The 17,716-nt window shown below is 52.6% G+C and carries 17 protein-coding genes; all 17 read right to left on the bottom strand.

Annotated elements, in window-relative coordinates:
- Nucleotides 1-7 precede the first annotated feature (7 nt).
- The 17 genes from ACG2E4_RS03595 to ACG2E4_RS03675 all read right to left on the bottom strand — a co-directional run bounded on the left by ACG2E4_RS03595 (nucleotide 8) and on the right by ACG2E4_RS03675 (nucleotide 17,640).
- Complete coding sequence (locus tag ACG2E4_RS03595) at nucleotides 8-2,992, bottom strand: hypothetical protein (protein ID WP_395275736.1); 2,985 nt, start codon at nucleotides 2,990-2,992, stop codon at nucleotides 8-10.
- Nucleotides 2,993-3,405: 413 nt separating this feature from the next.
- A complete protein-coding gene (locus tag ACG2E4_RS03600; protein WP_395275737.1) occupies nucleotides 3,406-5,487 on the bottom strand; it encodes a heavy metal translocating P-type ATPase in 2,082 nt (693 codons plus the stop codon).
- Nucleotides 5,488-5,527: 40 nt separating this feature from the next.
- Complete coding sequence (locus ACG2E4_RS03605) at nucleotides 5,528-5,743, bottom strand: GDCCVxC domain-containing (seleno)protein (RefSeq protein WP_395275738.1); 216 nt, start codon at nucleotides 5,741-5,743, stop codon at nucleotides 5,528-5,530.
- Nucleotides 5,740-6,180, bottom strand: a complete 441-nt coding sequence (locus ACG2E4_RS03610) for a MerR family transcriptional regulator (protein ID WP_395261242.1) — start codon at nucleotides 6,178-6,180, stop codon at nucleotides 5,740-5,742. The genes ACG2E4_RS03605 and ACG2E4_RS03610 overlap by 4 nt, the downstream gene beginning before the upstream one ends.
- A 460-nt stretch (nucleotides 6,181-6,640) precedes the next feature.
- A complete protein-coding gene (locus ACG2E4_RS03615; RefSeq protein ID WP_395261241.1) occupies nucleotides 6,641-7,234 on the bottom strand; it encodes a choice-of-anchor V domain-containing protein in 594 nt (197 codons plus the stop codon).
- 101 nt (nucleotides 7,235-7,335) lie between these two features.
- Nucleotides 7,336-8,322: a lyase gene (locus tag ACG2E4_RS03620; RefSeq protein WP_395261240.1), complete on the bottom strand. Its 987-nt coding sequence runs from the start codon at nucleotides 8,320-8,322 to the stop codon at nucleotides 7,336-7,338.
- Between the two features lie 308 nt (nucleotides 8,323-8,630).
- Nucleotides 8,631-9,422 carry an ABC transporter permease gene (locus ACG2E4_RS03625; protein ID WP_395261239.1) on the bottom strand — a complete coding sequence of 264 codons (792 nt, stop codon included), beginning with the start codon at nucleotides 9,420-9,422 and terminating at the stop codon, nucleotides 8,631-8,633.
- Between the two features lie 143 nt (nucleotides 9,423-9,565).
- Entirely contained in the window at nucleotides 9,566-10,192 is a 627-nt protein-coding gene (locus ACG2E4_RS03630) for an ATP-binding cassette domain-containing protein (RefSeq protein ID WP_395261238.1), read from the bottom strand.
- Between the two features lie 58 nt (nucleotides 10,193-10,250).
- Nucleotides 10,251-10,835: a DUF3124 domain-containing protein gene (locus ACG2E4_RS03635; protein WP_395261236.1), complete on the bottom strand. Its 585-nt coding sequence runs from the start codon at nucleotides 10,833-10,835 to the stop codon at nucleotides 10,251-10,253.
- 217 nt (nucleotides 10,836-11,052) lie between these two features.
- The gene (locus ACG2E4_RS03640) at nucleotides 11,053-11,652 is read right to left on the bottom strand and encodes a DJ-1/PfpI family protein (protein ID WP_395261234.1); all 600 of its coding nucleotides are present in this window, start codon (nucleotides 11,650-11,652) and stop codon (nucleotides 11,053-11,055) included.
- A gap of 177 nt (nucleotides 11,653-11,829) precedes the next feature.
- Complete coding sequence (locus tag ACG2E4_RS03645; RefSeq protein WP_395261232.1) at nucleotides 11,830-12,300, bottom strand: copper chaperone PCu(A)C; 471 nt, start codon at nucleotides 12,298-12,300, stop codon at nucleotides 11,830-11,832.
- Between the two features lie 16 nt (nucleotides 12,301-12,316).
- Nucleotides 12,317-14,656 carry a TonB-dependent receptor domain-containing protein gene (locus ACG2E4_RS03650; RefSeq protein ID WP_395275739.1) on the bottom strand — a complete coding sequence of 780 codons (2,340 nt, stop codon included), beginning with the start codon at nucleotides 14,654-14,656 and terminating at the stop codon, nucleotides 12,317-12,319.
- Between the two features lie 98 nt (nucleotides 14,657-14,754).
- On the bottom strand, nucleotides 14,755-15,024 hold the full coding sequence (locus ACG2E4_RS03655; protein WP_395275740.1) for a hypothetical protein: 270 nt from the start codon (nucleotides 15,022-15,024) through the stop codon (nucleotides 14,755-14,757).
- A gap of 159 nt (nucleotides 15,025-15,183) precedes the next feature.
- The gene (locus tag ACG2E4_RS03660) at nucleotides 15,184-15,750 is read right to left on the bottom strand and encodes an SCO family protein (RefSeq protein WP_395275741.1); all 567 of its coding nucleotides are present in this window, start codon (nucleotides 15,748-15,750) and stop codon (nucleotides 15,184-15,186) included.
- Nucleotides 15,751-15,808: 58 nt separating this feature from the next.
- On the bottom strand, nucleotides 15,809-16,729 hold the full coding sequence (locus ACG2E4_RS03665) for a cation diffusion facilitator family transporter (protein ID WP_395261224.1): 921 nt from the start codon (nucleotides 16,727-16,729) through the stop codon (nucleotides 15,809-15,811).
- Nucleotides 16,730-16,831: 102 nt separating this feature from the next.
- On the bottom strand, nucleotides 16,832-16,987 hold the full coding sequence (locus ACG2E4_RS03670; RefSeq protein ID WP_395275742.1) for a hypothetical protein: 156 nt from the start codon (nucleotides 16,985-16,987) through the stop codon (nucleotides 16,832-16,834).
- A gap of 182 nt (nucleotides 16,988-17,169) precedes the next feature.
- Nucleotides 17,170-17,640, bottom strand: coding sequence for a hypothetical protein (locus ACG2E4_RS03675; RefSeq protein ID WP_395261222.1), 471 nt, complete (start codon nucleotides 17,638-17,640; stop codon nucleotides 17,170-17,172).
- Nucleotides 17,641-17,716 lie beyond the last annotated feature (76 nt).

The following is a 17,716-nucleotide window of genomic DNA, read 5'->3' on the forward strand; positions in this document are numbered from 1 at the left end:
TAAAGTGTCAGTAAAGGTGAATGATATTTCGCTGTTTCAGTACGTTGACTACCTGCCGGTACATCAGCTGGTTAAGCGAGTAGTTCGGGCCGGACTGGTTCAGCAGGCCGCGCGATTTGAGACGCGATAGCATCAGTTTACTTTCCTGTTCGTTAAAAAGCAGCACCCTGGAAAGTTGTTGCGGGGTGAGCGTGTCATGGAGAACCATTGCCGCAAGGGTAAACAGGATGTCCGGGGTCAAATCCTCGACCAGCTCGACCGAGGTTACCTCCAGCGGCCTGATATAAAAATGGGTGTCGTCAAAATCCCGAATAGACCGGAGCCAAAAAATCATTGCGATCGAGGCGTTGCCCTCGGCCAGTTTGGAAAGTTTTTCAAAATATTGATCTTCCAGGTACTGCTGGGCCTCCTGCTCACGATCCAGCAGCTTGCGGTAGGCCCTGTTTTTCTGTTGAGTTTCATCCGCTTCAAAAACCAGGTCGTACCCGCTGGCTTCGTGTCGTTTTAGAATAACCGATTTGATCTGCTCCCTGGATAGATCGTCACTGCGGATAACATGAGAAAAATAGTCGGCGACCGAGCTGGTTTTTTGCAGAAAATGCCAGGCATATGAAGAACAGGTAACAATCCAGAAAATCGAATCCTTGGTTTCAGTTATGATATAGAGCAGGGTTTTCAGGGCCTCATATCCATTGAGGCTGCGCAGGTACAGGTTTTGAAGGGCCTCGACTACCACGATGTTGCGCTTTGTTCTCCGGTTGAGGGCACCAATAATTCCTTCCACCGAGTCCGTTTTTTTCAGGTCTAGCTGCTCGCACAGCAGGGTGATGCAATGCTCCCTGGTCCAGATCGTTTTGCTGATGGTAATATGTGACCGGTGCGTTTCAGCTAGCACGTCGTTCAGGGCCATATTGAGATAGGCCGTTTTACCACTTCCTCTTTCCCCGACTATCGCAATGGAGGCCGGCAGATCTTTTGTCCAGCTTTCGTAGGCTTTTCCCAGGTTCAGGAAGTTGCCGTTCGGCAGCACATAAAACCGCTGGTCGGTGCTGGCGTCAAAATTGAAAAGACGACGGTAGATATAGGGCAGCTCTTCTACGCGGGCATCGGTTTTGGAGAGATAGTTGGCGATATCGGCTTTTTTTTCTTCCGGAGGGCTCTCTTCCCCAAAGCCGAGAAAACGGTTCAGCGTGCGGGCCTTTTTTTTGGTTTTGCTGCGCCCCAGGCGGCCGAGGATTGAAACTGAATCCTGCAGGCGGGCCCAGCGCGCGCTCAGGATGGTTCTCCAGTTGTCCGCCGTCTCCTTTACCCGGTAGGTCGCATCCAGGATCTGTAGGTCGCCGGGCTCCCCGGTGTGCAGTAGATTCAGCAATTGATCGGTCGAAGAGTACCCATTTTCCTGGATCAGGCTGAGCAGCTTTTGATGGGTCTCCCGGGCCGCTGATGCCGATTGCTCCAGCTTGTGTTCGCTCCGTTCGAGTCCTTCCCGTGCAATCGATATTGGATTTTCTTCCCCGCTGTCGTCCAGTAACTCCAGTGCCGAATTCAGGTTTACATCGATCACTTCACGGATTTCGATCACCTCATTCAGCTGCAGGCGCAGGAACTCTTCATATTGCTGTTGAGGGGGCATCAGGGGCGTCAAAAGTTGTTTTTTCAAGACGCGTATCACCATCTGCCGCCAGTCGATCTGCTCGCTGTCCAGGGCGGGAGGATTTTTATCCAGATCAAGGTCGTGAACGAAGCGCACATTTTCCGGGATCTCTCCCGACTCCGACAATACCTTGTCTGAAAAGTCCTGGACAATCTTATCCAGGGATCCTTTTTCAAGCGACTCGTTGATACCTTCCTGAAGAGTGTCTGCCTGCCGGGTCAGGTTCTTCAGGGCTGTTTCCAGGATTGCTTTTTGGGCAGAGGTTTTATCTTTTGCCTCCACCTTCTCCAGTTCATTTTGTTCATGTTCCAGCTGCTGCCCGAGCTCCTGGATCGGGGTAAACAGGGAATCCTCAAAATACCTGTTGAGCCGGGTTTTGAGCTCCTGGACATGATTGTACAGGGCGCTGCGGAATTGCCAGAAACCGGCAACAACGCCGGTTCGGTCGAGCAGGGATTCGTGGGCCTCTTTCCACTGCTTACTGAAGTCAGCAAGATGGTCGGAGGCGCGGTTCTTTGTACGGTCGATCCGCGCCCGGCTGTAGAAGGAGGCCCGCTTTTCGAGCGTGTCGGCCCGCTCGAAATGGTGAACCAGCATCTCCTGCATTGCGCGGCTGTCTTCCTCCAGGTCTTCTGCCAAAGATGATTTCTGCTCATCGATCTGCTTGTGCAACTGCTCAACCAGTTCCGCCATCGCTTTTGCGCTGTGAGCCGGCTGCAGGGGATCAAAATCATCCGCAAGAAAATCCTGCAGCTTTATTACAATATTGACCAGCAGCCGCTCATCTTCGTTAATCCACCATTTGGGCAGCTCATTCCGGGAAAACAGGTGGTACTCAATCACTTTTCTAACCGGGATTTTCTGGGTCCACTGATGGGCTTCTTTGGGGGCTTTGTCGGAGTTGCGGCGGAGGAAATTGATCCCGCTTTTGATCATGATGTCGATCGAGCGGATCATGTTTTTCAGGGCCTTCGCCGCCTTCAGGAAAAGGGAGTCGTTTTCAAGCGTCCGGAATCGGTCGATATGCTGATTTATGACGGCGGAGTCCTGCAGGCTGCCGGCCAGCTGGTACACCGCCACGGGATAGATATCCGCAATATGGTGCTCGCCATCGGTATTGAGCTGTGCGCGCAGCGATTCCAGCACATCGTGAACGGCGTCGAGGAGGACAGAAGGGTCGTTTTCGTCGCTTTCCCGGAGGGTGTCAAGCGGTTGCAGCGCTGAATGGAACGATTCAAGCCGCTGCTCCCGGCTCTCCCTGATGAGCTCGATAAACTCTTTTTCAACCTTTTCTTCAAGCGACTCCCGCAGTACATAAATACTTGTAGTTGTATCCATCGTGGCATGCTCTACCTAAAGTTCTATCTAAATGTGATGAAAACTGCATGAAATGTAACCTCTTTTCGCAAAAACGCTACCCGGTTTTATAGGAATAGAGGGTTTTTGGAACCCTCTATTCCTCGTTCTGAAGGAGTTGTACTCCCTTTAAAAGGTCACCAGGGTCGGTGGTACAACTACCTCCCAACAAAATGGCAGGTTCTGCAAAGGCCCCTGCACAGTATATCCAAAAATAGGGAGATACGGTAAAGAGGTCGCAAAAATCAGGAGATCTTTTTAGCAGACTCCTAGCCTGGATTTATCACCAAGCGCTTTACACCCCGTCAAATATAAAGGTCGGTAAAAAATGATGTAAGATACTGCCTGCCATCAGGGTACATGATTTTTACATAAATTATCGTGAGAAATACGGGCTAGCCTGGATCTTTATTCAAGAGCCGGGAGGAGTTCAATAGAATTCCTATATCGGGCAGCGACTGGGCGGCGGCAGCGAGGATGGGCGGGAGTAAACCGAAGGCCGCCAGCGACAGGCCGGCGATATTATACAGCGTGGTAAACCCGAAGTTACCCTTGATAATCCGCATGGTTTTGCGGGCCGTGCGGAACAGGTGGGAGATCAGCAGCCAGTCGTCACGCATCAGGGTGATGTGGGAGGTCTCCCTCGCGATGTCCGTGCCGCTGACACCCATCGCGATCGCCACATCCGACTGTGCGAGGGCCGGCGCGTCGTTGATACCGTCGCCGACCATGACGACTGTATGGCCCGCTTCCTGGTATTTTTGTACGATCCGGATCTTGTCTTCCGGGAGCAGTTCCGCCTGGAACTCAATGCCCAGCTTGTCCGCCAGAAGTTCGGCCGACTGGTGATGATCCCCGGTGAGGAGCTCGATTTTTGCAATCCCCAGTGCCCGAATCTGTTGCAGGGCCTGGGCGACCTCTTTCCGCTCGGCGTCTTTGGCTGCGAGCAATCCGACAAGCTCTTCATCCCGACAGACGGCCATCACTGTTTTGCCGGCTTCCTTCAAGGGCGTAACTACTGCTTCGTGGGATTGAAGCTGTTCTTCGGTCGGTTTGGCAACTGAAACGGTCTGCTCGTTGATCCGGGCCTTGACGCCGCTTCCCGTGATCGATTCAAACGATTCCGGTTCCGGGATGGAAAGGTGCCGCCCGCGTGCAGCCTTTACGACGGCCTCAGCCAGCGGGTGTTCCGAAAAGAGTTCGGCTGCAGCTGCATTAATAAGCAGGTCTCCTTTCGAGGTGCCGTTGAGGGGAATGACATCGGTAATTTCCGGCCGACCGAAGGTAAGGGTCCCGGTTTTGTCGAGCAGCAGCACGTCGGCCCTGGAGAGCAGCTCGATATATTTTCCCCCTTTAATCAGCAGCCCGTTGCGGGCGCTGGAGCCGATGGAGGCGAGCAGGGCAACAGGCGTAGCCAGGGCAAAAGCGCAGGAGCAGGCGACCACCATCACGGCCACCGTCGACATAACATCGCCGCTGAGCAGCCAGGTCAACAGGGCAATGGTAGCGACCACCGGCAGGTAGTACGTGGAGAAACGGTCGGCAAACTGCTGGATATCGCCCTTGCGGGATTCTGCCTCCTCCACCATCCGGATGATCCGCCCAAAGGTAGAGTCTTTCCCCACGGCCGTAGCCTTGACCAGCAGCCGGCCCCCGCGAGCAATAGTAGAGGCGTAGACGCTGGAGCCGGCGTTCACATCCTCCGGCATCGATTCTCCCGTAATGGACGATTGATCGATGGCGGCCGTCCCCTCGATAACTTCACCGTCGACGGGAATCTGTCCTCCGGGACGTACAAGCACCGTTTCGCCCGTTGAAACCTCATCAACCGGGATATCCTGTTCTTCCCCGTCACGGATGACCGTGGCCACCTGCGGGGCCAGCTCCGTGAGAGAGCGGACCGAATCGCGCGCTTTTTCGGTGGTATAGCCCTCGATAAAGTCCCCGGTCCGCATAAAAAATACGACGATGCCGGCCGTCACCCATTCACCGGCCAGTAGCGCCGCTACGGCGCCGAGGGCCATCAGAGCGTGGGCGATCACCTGGCCTTTGAGTGCCGTCTGCACCACTTTTTTGAAGACGGGATACCCCATAAGCAGCACAAGCAGGGTGCCAAGCCAGAACGGGATAAACGATGTAATCGACTGGAAAAGCCCGAGCCACTCCCCGGCCACCACGACAAAAAGTACCCCCCCGAAGACGATGCCAAACAGCCGCATCGTCTTTTGGGCTATTGCCTCGGTTTCCTGTCGGTCCATATCAGTATCGTCGGGAACGCGGTAACCGATATCCTCGACAGCCTGTTTGAGCTTGTCCCGGTCCGGGGGACCGTTTTCATATTCGATGATCGCTCGTTCTGCCGATAACAGCACCTCGGCCGATGTTACCCCGGGCTGACTCTTCAGTACGTTCTGAACGCTGCGGGCACACCCGGAGCAGTCCATGCCTTTGACGGTGATTTCCAGTCTTTTGCTCATCTATGTTGTATTCAACAAAATTGGTTTATGTTACTATGATTTACTTGCAGCAGTCACCATTCTGAACCGGGGGACAGGAGACGGAACCGTAGGAGCAGAACACGCAGCAGTCTCCCTCCCTGGGTTTGACCCGTTCTCCGCAACCCGGGCAGCTCCAAAAATAAACACAGGCTTCCTCCGGCATCGTTTCTGTGGATCGGTGTCCGCATTTGGGACAGGTGATGTCCGATTCTAATACTATTGTTTTGTCACTCATCGCAGTTGTTGCCCGGTTTCATTTTCGCCTTCCAGGGCTCTCAAGATAACGCAATCTTCGGTCTTTCCCTCTCCCTTGCAGGAATCGATCAACTCCCGGAGTACGGTACGGATGCGCTTGAGATCCTCTATCTTTTGCCGGACATCCTTCAGTTTGGCTTCGGTCTTTCGCTGCACTTCTTCACAGGAGTCGGGATGGTCGATCCGCAGTGCCAGCAGCTCCTTGATCTCTGAGAGCGTAAATCCCAGCTCCTGGGCACGCTTTATAAATTTAATCTGATCGATATGCTTCTGGGTAAAGATCCGGTAGCCTGAGCGCCGCCGGTCAGGTTCGTCAATCAGCTCACGACGTTCATAGTAGCGCACGGTCTCCCTGTTTACGTCGGCGCGTCGCGCGACTTCACCAATTTTGTATGTTTGTGATGTAGACTTCTCCATATATTCAGCCTTATAAGACCGCTACGGGGAGACCCCGTAACGGTTGATGTTACGTATTTTTCTTTGTCATGGTTTTTCCGCAACAGCAGGTTGGATTCTGCCGGCCCCGGCATGTTTGGGGCGCTCCCTTGGTTACGGTCAGTTCACAACCACAATTATCATCGGGACATACATAGACTTCGCCTTTTTTAAATGGCATAACCTGGTCCTCCGTTTAATTTATGAATACAACTCATCCTTAATATAAGGGTTGTACCATGGTACAGAGTCAAGTAAAATCTTGAAGAGAGTTTTGCAAACTCTCAATTTCTTGTTCTGAGGGAGTTGTACTCCCGTTTAAGGTCAATACGGTCGGTGGTACAACCACTTCCCAACAAAATATCAGGTTCTGAAAGATCCCTTGAACAGGTTACGGTACGGCCTCTGTTCCTGTCCGTATGTCGGGATACAGGGACGGGGCTTATTCCGGTCGGGGGCGGAGGGTGAGCTCTCTTGTCAAAATAAAATCCCCAAACTCGGATCCATCGCCATTGGCCGCATTGACGGCCAGGTGGATATAAACGTCATCCTGCTGCCGGGGAGCAATCCACTTCAGCTGCCAAGTGGTTGATATGTCGCCGGTAATGGCGGTGCCTTCCGGGGAGTGCTGCAGGTACTGGAGGCTGTCCGGCGCCGATTCGGTAAACTGCGTGCGGTCCGACTGCGGACTCAACATGCCTGCCTGCCGGCCGTCCGGAAATCGAGCAGAAAGCTGAAATCCGGCTTTTGCCAGGTCTGGGCGCTCCACGTGTATGCGTATCATGTAGGATCGTCCACGCTGGTACTCGCGCGGGAACCCCTCGACCCGGAGCAGGCCCTCGTCGTGATTCAGGGGATAATCAAAATGGCAGCTGTGGCAGGTATCCTCTCCAAATCCACCGGTAAATGTGCCTGTAAGATGTTCCGGGTAATGATAGGTTGTGTGAGATGTTCCAGTATTGGATTGGTTGGGCTGCAGTAATAAACCGGCCACCAATGTTATGACCGGCAAGAGAGTAATTCTGGTGATATGCATAATAGTGGAGACAACGGGATATGGAACACAGAACTGCCAAATATCAGGTCCGGGTCCGGGAATTAGGATATTCGGTGTTCTGTGTCCGGTGTTCTGCGGTTTTACTGGATTTGGGCCCTGCCAAGATAGTTTGTATCGGTGCCAAACCAGATGGCATTGGTCGGCTCGTGAAATACCATGTGCCGTACCGTTCCGCCACCGCTTTCGATGGGCGTTGAGTTGACAAATTCCCGGGTTTTCGTATCAAATCCAACAAACATGTTGGGACTTACGCCGGTTTCCACGACCCAGAGTCGATCCTGGTCATCTACGGTCACGGCATAGGGACGGGAGCTTTCGCCAGACGGCAGCGGCCATTCCTGGAACGATTCATCTTCAGGATTATAGCGGCCGATATATCCCCGGGAGTAGTCGCCGTACCAGATCATCCCGTCGGAGGTCTGGGCCAGCCGGCGGGGACGCGTATTTTCGTTGGGCAGCTCAATTTCTGTGAGTTCGCGGGTGTCGGGATCGACTGTCGCCAGCTTGTTGGTACCGAACAGGGCGATCCAGGGCCGTTCCATATCCTGGTCCATGATGATGCCGTAGGGACGCGCCCGCGGGGTGGGTACGGGAATGATGGTCGGCTCACCCGTTTCGATATCGAAAAATCCGACCGAATTGGCGCCCTGCGAGGTAAACCAGATATCGCCGTTTTTATTGAATGTCATGGTGTGCGGATCCCGGGCACTGTTATCCTCCGGCATCATGAATTTGGTGATCTCTCCCGTTTCGGGATTCACTTTGCCGATATGGTTGGCCCGGTTCCCGGCGTACCAGGGGGTCCCGTTGTTGTCCACGACCACGGTATGGGGACCCGCCCCATCCTCCAGGTCTATTTTGCGGAACTCTTCGGTTTCGGGATTAAATTCGGCTACGTAGTGCGAGCGCTGGCCCACAAACCAGATGTCGCCATCGGGAGCAACAGAGGGATCGCGGGGACGACTCTCTTCCCACGGTACCAGCCACTCGTCGATCTGCACATCGACGGGCGGGGCTACTTCAGAATCAGCAAATGCGAAGACAAACAATACTGCTAAGGGTGCCATGGATGCGATTATTTTTTTCATAGCTGTAACATTGGATGAGGAGGTTGGTTAAGTTAAAAGCTACATAAATCCAGCAATTATAAATAGTAGGGGATAAAACTGAAGGAATTTTGAGTTTAGGGCCGCAGATTGGTACAGGGAGTAATGGTTCGTTCTTGTCGCAAGTGTTGGGGGGCAGTTGCACTGCCGACTTAAACAAGCACAAAAAATAGAAGATGGATTCGGTCGACAGTACACCTGTCTCCCAGCGAGAGTGGATTGAGTCGACAGCTCAACTGTATGTAACATAAATCTGTGGAGATCTGCGGTTAATTTTTCAGGATCGATTCATCCAGCATGTCATTCTCTCGGAATACAAAATAGTTGGAGAACCAGATCCCAAAATACACCGAAAGTACAGTCCCGGAAAAGATGGCCAGCATGATCATAATCTGGTATTTGATCGCCGTCATCGGTGAGCTGCCACTTAGAATTTGTCCCGTCATCATGCCGGGCAGCGATACGAGGCCGATGGTCGCCATGGTGGCCAGTGTGGGATTGGCGGAGCGCTTGAGGGCCCGCTGGAAGAATGGAAACAGCGCTTCATGCCGGGTGGCTCCGCAGGCCAGGTAAAACTGGTAGCGCTCTTTCTGCTCCTTCAGGCTGTAGTAGAAATCGTTGATGCCGATGACGTTACTGCGAAGACAGTTGCCGAGTACCATGCCGGTGACCGGGATCGTATACTGGGCCGCCAGGAATGTTGGGAGTTGAATCACCAGTTCAAGGAAAAACAGGTCGATCAGGATAATACCAAAAAACGTGGCTCCGAAGATCGGCAGAACCAGTTTCCAGGTTCGGTTGAGCTCGCTGCGATCGATCGTGGCAAAATCGGCTACGCCCACCATCACCAGTATCCAGGCCATGTTGATCCAGGCGTTGTCCAGTTCAAAAAGAAACTCCAGGTAGTATCCCACGAAAAGCAGCTGCAGGGTCATCCGCACGGTGGCGACAGCCAGTTTTCTGTTGAGCCCGGTGTTATATCGCCATAAGATAAACGCCGGAATTACCAGGATCAGAAAGCCAATGGCCAGTTGCCACCAGCCGAGTTCAATTATCTCCATTAAGCAGGATCAATGTTTCTGATTATTTTTTAATCTCATCTTTCAGAGTCGTGTCGAATCCATCCCCATTGGACTTTGCCGCCTAATATGACAGACCCATTCGATCTGTCTTCATGTGGCAACAATTCCACAATTCCACAATTCTATAATTCTATAATTTCATCACACAGCTCCAGCCAAAACGGGTCATGTGTCGTGGAAATAACCGTTTTATTGGGATCAGAAAGAAGCAGATTCGCGGCTTTTTGTTTGGAGGACCGGTCGAGTGCCGAGGTCGGTTCGTCGAGCAGCAGCAGGGGGCGGTCCAGCAGGTGGCAAAGAGCCAGTCCCACGCGCTGCCGCTGACCTGTGGAGAGATCGCGCAGTGGTTTTTCCAACAGGCCCGGTGAGAGCGAGAGCTCTTCAAGTATTAACCGTACCTGGTCCGTTTCCGGCATCCTGTTCCTGTTGTGAACAAATTCGAACGGTCGTTGTAATATCTGTTTTACCGTTCCGTCGCCTATATTCAGATCTTGTGGAAGCCAGGCGGTGGCTCTGCGAATTTCAGTATAGTTATTCTCTGAGATCGCGGTCCCATTAAATCGAATTTCACCGGAAACAGGTTGCTCAAAGCCCAAAAGCAGGCGGAGCAGGGTGGTTTTGCCGGTTCCCGAATCAGATTTTATGGCGATCTTCTCACCCTTTCCTACGGATAGTGAGAAATCGTGAAAGAGCAGGTCGTCCTCTCCATTGTATCCAAACGCAATCCGGTTAAAGGTGACGATCGACATTTTTCAGGTAATTCTACTTGACCGGTATCACATATCTGACATCCGGAGGTGCGGTTTCCTATGGGCCGGAACGATCTACGGAATTGATAACGCGGCCTTCGCTCACAAATGAAATACCCTGCTGTTGCGAGGTGCTGATCATGACCGCCTCGATGACAGGTTCGTTGACGGGCCGCATCGCTTCCCAAAGCACCAGGAAGTTTGCCCCAACGCCGCCCCGAAGGTCCTCTTCCTCAACAACAAAAGAGATCGAGGAAAGGGCGGGAACTTTGCGGGGTTCATCCAGGTACCGGTGGACCAGCCCTCCCTGGGAGTCATAATAATATACTTTTTTGAGGATGACAGGCTCCTGGAGATCGGTATTGCGGATGCTGAGCGTGGTCGTCAGGTTAAATGTTTTTTGTTGGTTCATCTGGTAGATGTGGGAATACACCGGTACATAAACATTCGCGCCATCGACTGCATCGCTGCTAAAATTTACAAATGATTCCGCTGCGAAATGCTGATCAGAAGAGGAGTCGGGATTCAGGCTCGTCTCGCTCGTTGAAGGGGAGTCCTCCGATGCGCTACAGCCCAGAAATATCAAAAACATCGCAGTGCCGATAATACTGGTAGTGAGTGATCGCAGGTTGTTGTTCTTCATGAGATGGCCAGCAAAGTTTGGGATCGTGTGAAATTGTAATAACGAAATAGAGGTGATCGCAATCAAGTGAACAGGTCAGATATCCGGGTTAGCCTTGCACGTTGCTGGTATATTGTGACTTTGCGTCCGTCTGAGGATGCACTGGTTAAAACGTTGGTAAAAAAAACTCCTCCCGCCGGAATTAAACGATGCCGACAAGAGGAGCTGAACCGATATGTTAAGCTGTTACCGCGCTTTCATGCGTTATTTTTGTGCCCAGCACTTCCAGGAATGCCGCCAGCCATTTGGGATGGCCCGGCCATGCGGGTGAGGTCACGAGGTTGCCGTCAACGACCACTTCCGTGGCTTCTACATCTTTGTAGTTGGCACCGGCCAACTCCATCTCGGGTCCGACGGCGGGATAGGCGGTTAGCGTTTTTCCCTTCACTACGCCTGCGGCCGATAAAATTTGGAGGCCGTGACACAGGGCCGCAATCGGTTTGTCCTGTTCAGCGAAGTGGCGGACGATATCGAGCACCCCTTCTTCACGCCTCAGGTATTCAGGGGCGCGTCCCCCGGAAAGGAGCAGGGCGTCGTAATCGGCCGGATCAATTTCATCAAAAGTGGCGTTGAGGGCGAAATTATGTCCCGGTTTTTCGGTGTAGGTCTGATCTCCTTCAAAATCGTGAATGGCGGTCTTTACCGTTTCACCGGACTTTTTTTTAGGACAGATGGCGTGCACGGTGTGACCGACCATCTGCAGTGCCTGAAAGGGGACCATGATTTCATAATCTTCACCAAAATCGCCGACAATTTGCAAAATCTTTTTTCCACTCATAAAATACCTCTCTTTTCTGTTTTATGGTTTGTTGGTACAAGGGAAACATCCTTTGCTGAAACCAACGTTCCTGCAAATGTTGATGGAGACCATATCCGGGATTGAGGCGGAAACGTAGCAACGGTTGTTTCCGCCTCACCAGGGATTCCTAAAAAATAATTCCTCCGTTGCTGTGGACTACTGTTTTTGCCGGATCGGAATTTGAACGTTCAGGCTGCCACTCCGGCTAAAATGGAGGGTTGCGGAAATAGAATCACCGGCCGCCAAGGTTTTGTTCACCTCCATAAGCATAATGTGAAATGCGCCGGGTTTCATCTCCAGTACGGAACCTGCTTTAATGGGGAGCGGACCGGCGGGGCGCATCCCTGAGATCCCGTCATACCGGGAATAGGATTCATGAATTTCGGCCGTATCTGCAATATCCGTGGTAATCCCGATGAGCGTGTCGGCCTGTTTGGTGCCGTTGGCAACAGTCAGGTACGCTCCGCCCATCATACCCGGGTTGGCCGGTCGTGCCCACGCGCCGCGAATTTCGATCCGGTCGCCGGGAAGCGCCGGGGCGTTGGCCCGTTCCTTTTCTTCGGAAGTACATGAGCAGGTTATTATCATCGTCAAGCTGAAGACCAGGATTGTGCGAAATGGTATCATGATTGTTGTTGTAGGTTCAAAAGGTGTAATTCAGGTCGATAAAAATGACACGTCCCGGCTCAGGGATGCGCTTGCCTGCATATTCTGCCATCATCATACCGGCAAATGGATTGTTGGCATTCAGGTGGTTCACGTACCGGGTGTCAAAAATATTATTGATACCGACCTGCAGGCTGAGTTTCCGGAGTATATCGATTCCGCCCTTCAGGTCTGCGGTAGTATATCCCCGGGTGGGCTGTTCTCCGAGGGAAGTCGCTACACGGTCCTGTTCAGAAACGATATGCAGGACGCCTTCCGCAAAAAATTGACTCCCCTCGTTTTCGTATCGCAGGCGGGTATCGATGCCAAACGGGGAGACGCCCAGTGCCGGTTCTTTAGCCGTTCGGTTTTCCCCCCACAGGTACCGGGCCGAGACTTCGGTTTTCAGGCTCGGGACAAAGCGGTAGGCCACAGAGGATTCCAGTCCCCAAAATGTGGCTTTCCCATTTTGATACTGGTATACGGTATTGGGACTCAAGGGCAGCCGCTTGGGGAGGTCCGTCGCCCGAATCGTGATATAGTCATCCATGAAGCGGGTGAACGCGTTAAAGGAAAAGGCCCATTTTGGGTAATGACTTTCGATCCACAGGTCGACCTGGGTACTGCGCTCTGGCCGGAGGCCGGGGTCGCCCGTAAATTCGGCGCTGGTTTGCGCTTTTGAGGCGGGGATCCGGTCAGAATAGCGTTCGGTGGCGTCCGCTGTTCGCACTGCCGATCCGATGCCCGCCGATATCACCCAGTGTTCATTGGGGTTGGCGCTCAGTGTAAATGCGCCGTTCAGATTCATTTCGGTGTGATCGAGTTCGGCAGAAACCTGTTCCCTGAAAAAATCAGATATACGGGAGCTTGCGGCGGTGGCACTCACAAAATCGACCCGTACCGTTCCCGCGGCCGAAAATATACGGGTGAAATGGTGTTCTGCCCTTGCAAACACACCCGCATCCGTAATTGTGGCGTCGGGCCACATCTGGTCTTCGAACATAAGCATGCCGTTGTCTCGCCGCCTGATGGTTCGAACGGCGTTGCGGTTGGCCGAATAGAGATCTGCTCCCACTTCCAGGTTCCAGAAATCAGCCGGAACCAGGTGAACTGCTGCACGTCCGCCGGCCACTCCTATCGAGGCGTCCACATCCACGTCGAGGGCAAAGGGGGGCATGCGCCCTTCCATCGGCATGGCAGTCGGCTTGCTGTCGTTGTCCATGCCGTGATCTACGTAGTTGTAGTATATTTTAATTTCGGCAGACTGCAGAATGCCGCTGCTCTGTTGCCAGTTCCAGGCCAGGGAGGTGTTGTAGGAATTAAAATAGTCGGCATCCAGGAGTCGTCCCGGGTAGTCGATATTTCGCTGGTTTTGGTAGCCCCCTCCGGCAGTGATTCGTCCATTTTGGGAGGTTGCATAGCTTACTTTTCCCCGTACTTCGCGTGAGAGGAAATCGGCCGGAATAGACGTGGCGTTTCCGTCTTCAAAATCGTCTCCCTGCCGCCAGGCGGTATTTAACCAGTATCCAAGCTTGTCGCGTTTCCCGGATACGGTGGCGGTACCTTCCAGGGCGTTGTAGTTACTGTCGAAACCCGAGGATATCCTCCCGTGGGTGGTATACGGTGCGATGTTGGCAAGGTCGTTGGTTTCCACCCGGATGGCACTCAGGTTGCCGGCTCCCCACGTGAGGGCGTAAGGACCTTTGACGACCTGCATCGACTGTATGGCGCTGGGGTCGAGATGGCTGAGCGGGGAGTCCATCCGTGCCGGTCCCGCGGGAAAGATGCGGGTGCCGTCCAGGTAGGTACCCACTTCGGTTTCCCGTAACCCGCGGACGACGGGATCGAGCCCGATCGGCCCGCGCCGTACCGCATCCACACCGGGCACCACGCGCAGCAGCTCCCCGGAATCCCTGGGATTGGCTTCCCGGACCTGCTGGTCCTCCAGCTCATTTTTGGGTTCCAGGTCGGGCCGCAGGGAGTGCACCGCTATGCCGGAAAGTTCATAGGAGACCTCTGCTAGTGAGAATGCCACTTCGGTGGTCGTGCCGGCCGTTATGGTTACCCTTTTGCGGGCGGGCTCAAATCCTATAAAAGTTGCTTTTAGGGTATAGGTTCCAGCCGGCAGGTTGCTGATGGTGAACGCCCCGTTGTTATCAGTGGTAGTTCCGAAGGTGGTGTTCGGGATGAAAACGTTGACATCGCTTACGGGACTCTGGTCATTTTGACTTGTCACGGTTCCGCTGACAGAACCGGTTGACTGGGAAAACATTGCGGCAGGTAAAAATAAAATCATATACAGGCATGCCACAACGGGGATTCGGTTTAGATAATGCATAAAATCCTCCTTGGAGTTTAGCAATGGTTTCACCCGGCCGGGGCAAAGAACGCCGGCGGGAGAGAATGATTCGATTTAGTTGTAGTGCAGGGGTCGAATCAAGAAAACTGCGGAGGATGGAAAATATCCTTTAAACAGAATTGAGTGGCAAATGTGGTGGCTGGATCTGTATGGATTGTGAAATCAAGTGTATGGTCGGCGCCGGCAATTGAGGGCAGCAGCACTTTGGAGATCTGAACGCCGGAAATAAGCTGCTTGCCGGAGGCGTCGCACGAACAGTAGAACGGGCGGTTGCCGTTGTTCTCATGGCAATCGCAATGCATGGCCATGCCGCCCGAACCACTGGTCATGCAAACTCCGTCCATCATGCAGGCCTGGTGGACGGAATGGGGAGCGGAGAACAGCGCTTCATAACAATGAGGTGACAGGGGGGATTGCGAGCCCAGCAGCACTACCGTCATCAAGGGCAGGAGGACTCCCTTGAGGAGGTCGAAGAGTCGGTATGCGCGAAAGGCCCTCACGTCGGGTTATCGGAGTTGGTTTATTCCTTCAAGAATATGTTCCGGTTTTGAGAAGCTGCCGCTGTATTCCAGGCGAAGCCGCCCCTGTTTGTCCAGCAGCGAAATACGGTTGGTATGGTTCATAAAATAGAGCTTTTTACCTTCATCGCTGGTCTTCCGGTAAGGAATTTCCGCTACGATGTTCAGGTCGCTCAGCAGCGAGTCGATCGTCGTGGTATCGCCGGTTACAAAGGTAAATTGATCCTTATTCAGCTTAAACTGTTCCATATAGTGATCGAGAACCGAGGGCGTGTCCCGCTCGGGATCGAAGGTAATGCCGATGAAGTGAACATCTTCCGGATCTTCAAGCTGGTCTTTGACATTTTTCATGTTTGCGGTAATTGCCGGACATACATCCGGGCAGTTGGTGTAGATAAAGCCCAGCACCGTTACCTGGCCGCTGAAATCGTCCGGAAAGTTGACGCGGGTACTGTCCTGGTCGAGCAGCGGATACGACTTCTCTCCCAGATCGCTGATCACCTCCGGCTGATTACAGGAGACGGCAAACAGTAATGACGCGAAAAAAAGGAGCATCGGCCGCAGAATGGAGATAAAACGGAGGTTCCCGGTTTTCGTGCTAACAGCAGGCCTCTTAGTGGCAGGGAATTTCCGCATGATCTTCGCAGGGTTCAAATTCAAATTCCAGTGTGGAGTGGCGGATGTTGTATTTGGATTTCAACAATTCCTTGAGGTTCGATTTAATTCGTTCCATCTGGTCCAGTTTGTCTTCGTCAATGACGACGTGGCTTTCCAGCAGGATGTTGCTCTCGTCCAGCCGCCATACATGCAGGTGGTGAATATCCAGCACGTCGGCTGTCGACTTCATCGCCTCGGTCACCTTCTCGATATCAATTTCGCGCGGGGTGCTTTCCATTAATATGTTGATCGTTTTTTTGAGCATGTAATAGCTTTGCCACAAGATGTAGCCCGCGATCAGCAGCGTCAACAGGGTGTCAATGATGTAGAGCTGGTACTCCAGGATCAGCCAGCCGGCAATAATTACGCCCACCGATGAAAAGGCATCCGAAAGGATGTGAATATAGGCGCTGCGGATATTGATGTTTTCTTTGGATTTGCTGAAAAGCAGGGCCGCCGTCACCAGGTTTCCTATCAGCCCGATAATAGCGACGATGAACATCGTCAGCCCGTCGATCGGCTGCGGGTTGTAAAAACGCTCGACCCCCTCCTTGACAAGGTACAGAGCTATGATAACAAGCGTTATCAGATTGATGAAAGCTCCGATAATCTCGGCCCGTTTGTAGCCGAATGTCTTATCCCGGTTGGCATCTTTCTGGGAAACTTTACGCGCCACAAGGCTGATTCCCAGCGAGGCGGTGTCATTGAGGTTGTGCAGGGCGTCGGAGAGCAGGGCCAGGCTGTTGGAAAGAATGCCTCCCACAAACTCCGCGATGGTGATCACCAAGTTCAGGAAGATGGAGATCCACAGCCGTCCTTCGGTGGTGTCCTCCCCGTGGTGGTGATGCCCGTGACTGTGATCGTGCGAATGTGCCATGAGAGCGAAGAACGTGTATGACCGGTCGGAAATTCAGATACAAATATAAGTAATAAGTAACCAGCAATTTTTATTTTGCTCAAACAGAAGATAAGAAATAATTCAAAAATGAATACTTGATGAATTGGCTGTTTCGCGGGGAATTTCTTTTTGAGGCGAGCGCGGCTTTACCGTCTGGTCGCACTGCCCGATGAACTGGGAACTGAGGGTGCGAAATTCGTCCGTGCGCTTTGTGGAAGAAAAAAATTGTGTGCTCAACGTACCCATGTACGTTTCCGCCGTTATTTTTACTCCACCCCGTTCACAAACAAATTTCTTGGTGAAGGATCCGGGTAAAATCCTCAATTGCTCGTTCTGAGGGAGTTGCACTCCTGTTTAAAAAGTCTATAAGCCCGGTGGTAAACCAGCTCCCGACAAAATAGCAGCTTCTGCAAAGGTCCCTACAAGTAAAAGTGGATACCGGCCGTAAGCAGAAGACAGGCAAGCATGACCAGAAGGGCCTGTAGGATTGGTTGGGTCGGCAGAAAGCGATAGAGCTTTTCATCCGCGAACTTTTTAACGACTTTCTTCTTACGAGCTACTTCCTCTTCGCTCATCTGTTCTTCATCCATGAGCAGGAGTTTGGTATCGTATTCCAGGTCGGGGATCTGTTTATTGAGCAGATCGGCAATGGTGTGCTCATCAATTTTTGGAAGATCGGCAACGATCAGGTAGATCGGGATAACAATGACAAAGACGGCAACTCCTACGATCGTCTGGTCCAGGACTTCAAAGTTTTGCATAAAGTAGCCGCTGAGTGTACCGACCAGGATGGCCAGTCCCAGCATGCTGAACAGGGCGCTAACCACCAGGCGCAGCTTCCAGTTCAATACCAGCTCGTGCATTTTATGTAGGTATTCAGTGGAGTCCATAGAGCAGTATTCTAGACAGGCAATAATTTACCATTTGTGGAATAAAAGGCAAGTCCTGTGGTTGTATGTAATGCCG

Source organism: Halalkalibaculum sp. DA384 (assembly GCF_043951955.1).
Classification (GTDB): Bacteria; Bacteroidota; Rhodothermia; order Balneolales; family Balneolaceae; genus JAMQKA01.

What these genes read in the sequence shown, in the direction of transcription:
- ACG2E4_RS03650 (WP_395275739.1), bottom strand. Translation starts at nt 14,656, where the DNA reads ATGCATTATCTAAACCGAATCCCCGTTGTGGCATGCCTGTATATGATT.
- ACG2E4_RS03605 (WP_395275738.1), bottom strand. Translation starts at nt 5,743, where the DNA reads ATGAGTGACAAAACAATAGTATTAGAATCGGACATCACCTGTCCCAAA.
- ACG2E4_RS03620 (WP_395261240.1), bottom strand. Translation starts at nt 8,322, where the DNA reads ATGGCACCCTTAGCAGTATTGTTTGTCTTCGCATTTGCTGATTCTGAA.
- ACG2E4_RS03645 (WP_395261232.1), bottom strand. Translation starts at nt 12,300, where the DNA reads ATGATACCATTTCGCACAATCCTGGTCTTCAGCTTGACGATGATAATA.
- ACG2E4_RS03675 (WP_395261222.1), bottom strand. Translation starts at nt 17,640, where the DNA reads ATGGACTCCACTGAATACCTACATAAAATGCACGAGCTGGTATTGAAC.
- ACG2E4_RS03615 (WP_395261241.1), bottom strand. Translation starts at nt 7,234, where the DNA reads ATGCATATCACCAGAATTACTCTCTTGCCGGTCATAACATTGGTGGCC.
- ACG2E4_RS03640 (WP_395261234.1), bottom strand. Translation starts at nt 11,652, where the DNA reads ATGAGTGGAAAAAAGATTTTGCAAATTGTCGGCGATTTTGGTGAAGAT.
- ACG2E4_RS03655 (WP_395275740.1), bottom strand. Translation starts at nt 15,024, where the DNA reads ATGATGGACGGAGTTTGCATGACCAGTGGTTCGGGCGGCATGGCCATG.
- ACG2E4_RS03595 (WP_395275736.1), bottom strand. Translation starts at nt 2,992, where the DNA reads ATGGATACAACTACAAGTATTTATGTACTGCGGGAGTCGCTTGAAGAA.
- ACG2E4_RS03600 (WP_395275737.1), bottom strand. Translation starts at nt 5,487, where the DNA reads ATGAGCAAAAGACTGGAAATCACCGTCAAAGGCATGGACTGCTCCGGG.
- ACG2E4_RS03660 (WP_395275741.1), bottom strand. Translation starts at nt 15,750, where the DNA reads ATGCTCCTTTTTTTCGCGTCATTACTGTTTGCCGTCTCCTGTAATCAG.
- ACG2E4_RS03610 (WP_395261242.1), bottom strand. Translation starts at nt 6,180, where the DNA reads ATGGAGAAGTCTACATCACAAACATACAAAATTGGTGAAGTCGCGCGA.
- ACG2E4_RS03625 (WP_395261239.1), bottom strand. Translation starts at nt 9,422, where the DNA reads ATGGAGATAATTGAACTCGGCTGGTGGCAACTGGCCATTGGCTTTCTG.
- ACG2E4_RS03665 (WP_395261224.1), bottom strand. Translation starts at nt 16,729, where the DNA reads ATGGCACATTCGCACGATCACAGTCACGGGCATCACCACCACGGGGAG.
- ACG2E4_RS03630 (WP_395261238.1), bottom strand. Translation starts at nt 10,192, where the DNA reads ATGTCGATCGTCACCTTTAACCGGATTGCGTTTGGATACAATGGAGAG.
- ACG2E4_RS03635 (WP_395261236.1), bottom strand. Translation starts at nt 10,835, where the DNA reads ATGAAGAACAACAACCTGCGATCACTCACTACCAGTATTATCGGCACT.